Below are 7,194 nucleotides of genomic sequence, written 5' to 3' on the forward strand. Positions count from 1 at the left end.
TTAACCTTTCCCCCAGACCAAAAAAGAGATTGTTGGGTTTATCCGAAAAGTATTGTACTATGCCCTACTAGAAATCAATTATGGTTCCGCAAAATCCACAAATAATTGTATTTTTTATTAGATAATTACTGGTAAATTCTCTTAATTTATCAGAAGCATGTATAACGTTTCTCGTACCCTACAGGTACTCCGTTGAAGAACCCGTTCGCGTAGCGTCTCCGTCAGGAGAAGAGTAGCCGCTTTGCGTCTATGTCTGCAATCCACTCTGACTGAAGCGGCGGGGGAGCAGGGAGCAAGGAGACAAGAGGTAAGAACTTGAAACAAGTCTTTCCCCTTGTCCCCAAGTCCTCTTGTTTATGCCCTTTTCTTCTTCTGTGATCTCACTTCCATTGTTACTTTACCCCAATTTTGGCCTTAACCGAGAAGTATTACATTGCTTGTTGTGAGGCTTGACCAATTGTAATAAGCTGTCGCGCATTTAATTTGCACAACTAGGGCGGGCAAGATGCCCACCCCACAAGAGATTCATTTTTTTGAGGATGCAAATTAAAAGATTTTTAGCTTATGAATTCAATGCTTATCTGCGATCGCCTCATTGAGTTTTCCTCTAAGAAGTTTTGTAGTAGTAATTTATACAAACTCTTTTTTCTTTGAAGACGAAGGGAATCAAAACGTTGCCTATACGCAGAATGTGTTAGAAGCTTTGGAAACTAACATCTAAGAAGCACGGCAAGATACAGGGTTTTGCCAGGAACTATGAGGTGTGCTGGGTGCATTCGCTGTAAGTTCCAACTCCCCTTTTGCATTCATCACCCACCCTGTAGCTTCTACAATGGGTTTTGGCGTAGCAGTAGTAGGTTTGATGGTAACAGGTGGACTCTTGCGGTTTCTGGTGCTGGGATTGAGCGTTACCCAATTTACCAGAACTGTATTAGGAGAAAGAAAGTTATAGGGATTGAGGGGTAAACCGCCACGTCCACTGATCACAAATCGGTTTTGGGCGTAACCAGAACTATAGCAGCCTTGTGTTACCTTGGTGCCAACTGGTATTGTTGGCAACTCTAGCAAGCCACTATTAGGGTCGATATCGGGCGTGTTAAGTTCTACAGTCCCGTTTACACCAAACTCAGAACTAGCGGTGATATCCGAAAGAGATGTTAAAAACTGGCGGGGTTGAATGCCATAGATACCAAAAGCTTGAATAACTACTCTTCCACCACTGCCTGTGTAAGCATTAGCAGTGATGTCGCTATTTTCGCTTGGGACGGCAACAATGAAGCCCGACGGGTTATTAATGGTGATGTTGCCACCATTACCACCAGTTTCTGCTGTGCCTGCGGTGGTGGAAATTAGAGCGCCACGACGCAGAAGCAGTAAATCAGTTTGTAAGTTGATGTCGCCACCGTTACCTGATGCAGATTCGGCGTTGAGTGTGCCACTGTTGTCTAAGGTAACTTTAGGTGAGTTGACGATAATATCTCCAGCAGCACCCGTCGGACTTTCAGAGAGAACCAACAACCCACTTGTAAAGTTTGAACTGCTACCAGAAATGGTGAAAAAATTGGCAGCATTAACTTTAATTGTGCCTGCATTCCCAACTCCCGAAGTTGACGCAGAAACTTGAGCGTCATTTTGCAATGAAAAAGAACCAGAATCGATAGTAATGTTACCCCCATTGCCAACTGTCCCCATTTGCACCTCGCTGCCAATCCCACTGAAACCGCTTTTCCCCCCACTAATATCGACAGCGCCAGTAACATTAATGTTGACATTGCCTGCATTCCCCCGTCCTGCTGGCTGGGTATCAAATGCTTCACGAGTAATAGTTATCAATTGAGCCTTATCAGTAAGTGATAGTGTTGCAGCGTTGATGTTGATATTACCTCCATTTCCAACGCCCCCTGATTCCACCGTACTGAAGATGTCAGCATCATTAGCGAGGTCAACAGCATCACGTGCCTGCACTGTCACATTCCCCGCATTCCCAACTCCTAAAGTTGACGCAGAAAGTTGAGCGCCGTTGCGTAATAAAAAAGAACCAGAATTGATAGTAATGTTACCCCCATTGCCAACTGTTCCCGTTCCTATAATGCTGGAAATCCCACTGCTAAATTCGTTTTTCGCGCCAGTAATATCAACAACGCCAGTAACATTAATGTTGACATTGCCTGCATTCCCTTGTCCTGCTGGCTGGGTATCAGATGCTTCACGAGTAATAGTTAGCAGTTGAGCACCATCAACTAATGAAAGTGTTGCAGCATTGATATCGATATCGCCTCCATTTCCAACGCCCCCTGCTTCTACCGTGCTGAGGATACCAGTTGGTTGACCTGCAAGGAAAACAGTATCACGTGCCCGCACTGTTACATTCCCCGCATTCCCTTGTCCAAATGTTGAGGTTTGTAGTTGAGCCTTATCTTGTAACGATAAAGAACCAGAATTAATAGTAATGTTACCACCATTGCCAACTGTCCCTGTTTCCACCCGGCTGTAAATCCCACTACGAGCACCGTTTTTCTCCCCAGTAATATCAACAGCGCCAGTAACATTAATGTTGACATTGCCTGCATTCCCCCGTCCTGCTAGCTGGTTCCCAAATGCTCCACGAGTGACTATTGCCACTTGAGCAACATCAATTAATGAAAGTGTTGCAGCATTGATATCGATATTGCCTCCCTTACCTACGCCCCCTGGTTGCACCGTGCTGAGGATGGCAGCATTACTTGCAAGGAAAACAGCATCACGTGCTCGCACTGTCACATTCCCCGCATTTCCTTGCCCCAATATTGAGGTAGAAAGTCGAGCAACATCTCGTAATGTGAAGGAACCAGAGTCGATAGTAATGTTACCCCCATTACCAAGTGACCCCAAGCCTACAACGTTGGCAACTCTGCTCCCATTGCTTGCAACTTTGATTTCCCCGGTAGCATTCAGCGTAATATCTCCCCCAATTGTTTCAGGTGTCCCCAAACCTGCCCCAATACCACCGCTTAAAATACTTCCTTCCAATATCTCTAGATTCTTTGCATTGACTACAATATCACCGCCACCAGCCCCTTCTACATATATTGCAGCTTGATTGGTAAGGGATACCGAGGTTCGCGCAACATTCTCAGGAAATTTCAAGCTGAGATTATCGCCAGCTACACTCAGCGCTACAGTACCAGCTTGGGCCAATCCTCCTAACTCAACTCGCCCACCAAAAGCATTTAATTGTCCCTCATCCATGCTAAGATTACCACCCACCAGCAGTAAACTTTTACCATCTGGTACTCGTAAACCAAATGCATCAAAGCCTGCTGGATCTGTTCCGGTGGGTGCTATTGAGTTATTTTGAATCGCTGCGTTTTGATTAATCTGATTAAACAGTAATGCTGAAGGATTAATATTCAACAACGGTGAAGGAATATTTTTATCAGTAGCACTAAAAAATCCTCGATTTCCAAATTGCAGTGCATTAGCTGTAGTCGCAACAAAAGAACCACCAATATTTAACGAAGCATTCTGACCAAAAATAATCCCCGACGGATTAATCAGAAACAGGTTGGCTGTACCGTTAGCTCGGATTAACCCATCAATGTTAGAGACTGACTCACCCGTTACTCTACCGATGATATTTTGAATATCTAAAGCATTATTAAAGGAAGCAGCGCCGTTAGTAGGAACAGAAAACTCCCTAAAGCTGTGAAACAAATTACTTCCTGCTTGCGTTCCCCCTGTGATATTGAGGGTGCTGCCATCTGGTGTAACAACAGAATTATTAGGCAAAGTGCTATCTGGGGTAATTTGAGCAGAAGCACAATTTGCCCTCGAAGCGATCGCACTTCCCATCACAATCGCCAAAAACCAACGAGTAGTCATCCCAAACATTCCATCCCCTAAACTTTGTAACAGATGGACTCTTTTTTGAGTTAACCATAATTAGTGTCCATCAAGTTAATACAGCCGTAGCCACATAGGTTAGGACATTTTGAAAACTTCAAGGCTAGGAATAGTAATACTTTTACCTCCTGCCTCCTGCCTCCTGCCTCCTGCGATACCTTCCGACTTGTTCAATTTAGAATTCAGCGATCGCTTTTTCCCTCGCTTGTATCTTGGTATGAAAAAGCCCGAAGCTAGCATTAGCTATTTCTATAGGATTCCTATTTGATTTTTGAACAGATACGTAGATACGTAGGGTGTGTTAGCGATAGCGTAACGCACCATTATTAAGGGTTTGGTGCGTTACGGACTTCATCCTAACGCACCCTACAATACCTAATTTCTTTCATAAATCAAACCGGATTCCTATATTCTCAATACCGCTTAATTCTTAACCGAGAAGTATTGGAATGCATTTCCTCAATCGAAACTTCGATTATGCTTGAGCATTTATAACTACAGAAGAAGCTATGTTAACCGCAGCTTGAGCATTTATCACTACAGAAGAAGTTGTGTTAACTACAGCTTGAGCATTTATAACCGCAGAAGAAGCTGTATTAACTACAGCTTCAACATTTATAAGTAACGCTTCAGTTGTATTAACTACAGCTTCTAGTTTACTTATGACACTATGACTATCTATAACTATGGCTTAAGTTGTATTAACTACAACTTCAATTTTACTTATAGCAGTATGAGCGTTTATAACTACAGCTTCAACATCAATAAGAAATACTTAAGTTGTATTAACTCCAGTTTCAATTTTAATTATATATGATGACTATTTATAAGTAATGCTTCAGCTGTATTTAACATTGTGCAGGGGAGCAGGGGAGAGTTCAATGGGGAGCAATGCGATTTTGTGAGGTGAGTAAGCAGGGGAGGCAGAGGAGGCAGAGGAGGCAGGGGGAGAGAAAGAAATTAAGTGTATTTTGAACTATTTTAGTAGTAAAAGTTATTAGTATTTTCTCTTTACTTCCCCTGCTTCCCCTGCTCCCCCTGCTCATTAGACGATGATCTCACTTTTTCGCGTTGCTCCCGTTCAATGTGCCTTGTTCTTCCCCCTCTGCCCCTCTGCCCCTCTGCTCCATCAAACGCCTGAAGCTTGTGAGAAATACGGGTAAAGCGATCGCTTGTTCCTGAGCTTGAATCTGAGCATGAAGCTTTTCTGAGATATCATTATTTATAATCACAGTTTACGGTGCGATAACGACAGCTTTAGCTTTTCTTAGACCGTAATGGGTGTTCATAAAAATACCATTGCTTTATTTTTCTAACTTGCTTTTGTAAAGGGGTGTTTGTGTAATGCCTGTGGCGGGCTATTCCTACGCAGCTACAAATATTTTTAGTCAATTAGACTACAGTATATACACTTAATACTGATTCACAAAAACTCTTAAATATACAGATTTATTGTAGGGGCATGGCATTGCCGCACCGACAACTTTTTTGTGTAATTTTTAAACTAAAATGGTATAAGCTCCAACTCCTTCTTGCACTTTGTGCCGTGCCGCTATGCGAACGTAAGGAAACCGAGTAGTAAGCTTCTCTTGTATCAAGCTTAAAAGGCAACAAAAGGGTTAAGGAGATCCAAAAATTAAATTACTTAATTTCTGCATCAAATACAATACTCATCTTTATTCTCCCCCTGCTCCCCCTACTCTCGCGCTCTCCTTACTCACCCAAGCGATTGATTGTTTTTTATCTAAAAGCTCCTTATGGGGCATGACGTAGAAGATTAGTGGCTTAAAATACTCCTAAAAGCCAGTCCTTGTTTAATAAGTTTTGTGTAGAATTTGTTGGTGAGGTTATTTACTTGATCCTCAATTGCAGCAATCCAGGTTTCATTTATGAATCAGTCTTTTTCTCAAATCCAAGCAAGGCGAAATCGTCAACAAAAGCTGCGGCAACAAAAATGGAGTTTAAAGACTAAAGCAATTGTTTGGGCACTAAGTATTAGTGCCCTTCCTATTGTTGCAATTGGAACAGCTACTTACTTCTACGGCATTAATTTAATTACCAAACAAATTCCGCAAGTCAAACAAGAGAGTGCGAAAAGTTCAGCAGAAACAGAACTTGTTTTACAAAGACAATTATCACTCTTGTTAACTGGTATGGGGGGAACAGCAATTTTAGCAGGTGCGATCGCTGTTTTTGTGACTAATCGAGCTATGAGTCGAGTCAGTAACGCTGCTGCAACCTCTAATATTATCAAAAACAAGCTACGTCCTGACAGTGATTTTACTCAAACTTTCATCGCTAGCGAAGATGAACTAGTGATGTTAGAGAGAAACATGAACTTATTCACAGAGCTGCTTTCAGTTTTGGAAAAGGAGAAAGAAGCCGAAGCTGATTACTCTCAACTATTGATGAAAGTTACTCGCTGGGTTCGAGAATCATTCAATGAAGAAGATGTTCTCAAAACTACCTCAGAAGAAATTCGTAAAGCTTTAAGCATCGACCGCGTAGCTATCTTTTGCTTCAGTTCCAACTGTAATGGAACCTTTATCGCAGAATCAGTAGCACCTGGTTTACCGAAAATCTTAGGGCTTACAGTCTCTGACCCTGGGTTAGAGGCAGGGTATATAGAAAAATACCACAATGGTTATACCCATGCTATTGATAATATTTATAAAGCCGATCTCAGTAATAGTGATATTGAGTTGCTAAAGCAATTTGCTGTCAAATCTAATTTAGTAGCACCGATTCTCAAAGGCAAACAGCTATTCGGTTTATTGATTGCACATCAGTGTTCTAGAATGCGCGTTTGGCAGCAGTCTGAGATTGATGTGTTGGCTCAGATAGCTATACAAGTAGGATTCGCCCTTGACTACACCAATCTTCTAGAACAGGTTGATACCAAAGCAAATAAAGCTGAGGTATTTATCGAAATTACCCGCAGCATTCGCCAATCGCTCAACGAAGAGGATGTCATCAAAACCACAGTGGAAGAGGTTCGCAAAACACTAAGTACTGACCGCGTGCTGGTTTATAGCTTTCACGCTGATTGGTCTGGAACTGTAATTGCAGAATCAGTGGTTCCAGGTTATCCAAAAGTTTTGCGGTCTGAAATCCAAGACCCATGTTTTGTTCAGGGTTATGTAGAAAAGTATCAGGCTGGTCGGGTTCAAGCCACAAACAACATTTATGAAGTCGGTTTGCTTGATTGTCATATTAACCTGCTCGAATCCTTCGCTGTCAAAGCAAATTTGGTCGCACCCATTCTCAAAGATGAACAGCTATTTGGCTTATTAATTGCACATCAGTGCTCCA

At 42.2% G+C, this 7,194-nt stretch carries 3 protein-coding genes; 1 reads left to right on the top strand and 2 read right to left on the bottom strand.

Going from position 1 to position 7,194, the window contains the following annotated elements; translation table 11 throughout:
• Positions 1-717 precede the first annotated feature (717 nt).
• Together VB740_RS25545 and VB740_RS25550 are read right to left on the bottom strand one after the other, a co-directional pair.
• Entirely contained in the window at positions 718-3,861 is a 3,144-nt protein-coding gene (locus VB740_RS25545; RefSeq protein WP_323202669.1) for a filamentous hemagglutinin N-terminal domain-containing protein, read from the bottom strand.
• A gap of 1,079 nt (positions 3,862-4,940) precedes the next feature.
• The gene (locus VB740_RS25550) at positions 4,941-5,114 is read right to left on the bottom strand and encodes a hypothetical protein (RefSeq protein ID WP_323202670.1); all 174 of its coding nucleotides are present in this window, start codon (positions 5,112-5,114) and stop codon (positions 4,941-4,943) included.
• Between the two features lie 657 nt (positions 5,115-5,771).
• Here VB740_RS25550 and VB740_RS25555 point away from each other — a divergent pair.
• Positions 5,772-7,194: GAF domain-containing protein (locus tag VB740_RS25555; protein WP_323202671.1), on the top strand; the 1,423-nt coding region annotated here is incomplete at its 3' end.

Origin of the sequence: Nostoc sp. UHCC 0251 (assembly GCF_034932245.1) — a bacterium.
Classification (GTDB): Bacteria; Cyanobacteriota; Cyanobacteriia; order Cyanobacteriales; family Nostocaceae; genus Nostoc.

Coding starts and splice junctions, on each gene's coding strand:
- VB740_RS25545 (WP_323202669.1), bottom strand. CDS start 3,861: ATGACTACTCGTTGGTTTTTGGCGATTGTGATGGGAAGTGCGATCGCT.